The sequence below is a fragment of the Fusobacterium sp. IOR10 genome, assembly GCF_010367435.1.
Classification (GTDB): domain Bacteria; phylum Fusobacteriota; class Fusobacteriia; order Fusobacteriales; family Fusobacteriaceae; genus Fusobacterium_B.
In genome coordinates, this window is record NZ_WJWY01000067.1 from 1 (window position 1) to 1199 (window position 1199).

Here is a 1199-nt window from a genome sequence, read left to right on the forward strand (position 1 = left end):
TTATTATACATTTAGGGAGGATATCATGGGAAAAATTAAAGATTCATTAATACTCAAATTAGTTATAGGGGTTACGCTAGGTATTATCATTGGTTTAACAGCAGGAACAAGGGTTATTGGACTTATAAACACAGTTAAATTTATATTAGGACAAGTTATCTTTTTCTCTGTTCCATTAGTTATTTTAGGGTTTATTGCTCCAGCAATAACTAAAATGAAATCAAATGCAAGTAAAATGTTACTTACTATGTTAGGTTTATCTTATACTTCATCAGTTTGTGCAGCTATAATGTCAGTTATTGCAGGATTTATCATAATTCCTAAACTACATATAGTTACTGCTGTACAAGGACTTAAGGAAATTCCTAAATTAATATTTAGAGTTGAAATTCCACCAGTTATGTCAGTAATGACTTCATTATTTTTAGCTATTCTACTTGGTTTAGCAGTTGTTTGGACTAAGTCAGATCGTTTTGAAGAATTATTAGATGAATTTGGGAACATAGTTTTAAGTATAGTTAACAAAATAGTTATACCTATACTACCTATTTTCATAGCATGTACATTTGCAACACTAGCTTATGAAGGAAGTATAACAAAACAATTCCCAATATTTATAAAAGTTATATTCATTGTATTAATTGGACATTTCATATGGTTAACTGTTCTTTATACAATAGGTGGAATAGTAAACAAATGTAATCCTTGGGAAGTTTTAAAATATTATGGACCAGCTTATTTAACAGCTGTTGGAACAATGTCATCTGCAGCAACATTACCAGTATCATTGGAATGCGCTAGTAAATCTAAAGTTTTGAAAAAAGAAATAATTAAATTTGGAGTTCCATTAGGAGCAACAACTCATCTTTGTGGTTCAGTTCTAACAGAAGTTTTCTTTGTTATGACTATTTCAAAGGTTTTATATGGAACATTACCTTCTTTTGGAACTATGATATTATTTGTAGTTTTACTAGGAATATTTGCAATAGGAGCTCCAGGAGTACCAGGTGGAACAGTAATGGCATCTCTAGGAATAATAGTTACAGTATTAGGATTCGACGATACAGGAGTTGCATTAATGTTAACAATATTTGCTCTTCAAGATAGTTTTGGTACTGCTTGTAACGTAACAGGAGATGGAGCATTAACAATGATATTAAATGGATTATATGGAAGTAAGATTAAATAGTAATTAAAAA

1 protein-coding gene is annotated in these 1199 nt (G+C 29.9%); it reads left to right on the top strand.

Annotated features, from left to right (window positions below; all coding sequences use genetic code 11):
• The first annotated feature begins 25 nt into the window (after window positions 1-25).
• Window positions 26-1189 carry a dicarboxylate/amino acid:cation symporter gene (locus GIL12_RS09970; protein ID WP_163470319.1) on the top strand — a complete coding sequence of 388 codons (1164 nt, stop codon included), beginning with the start codon at window positions 26-28 and terminating at the stop codon, window positions 1187-1189.
• The last annotated feature ends 10 nt before the right edge of the window (window positions 1190-1199 follow it).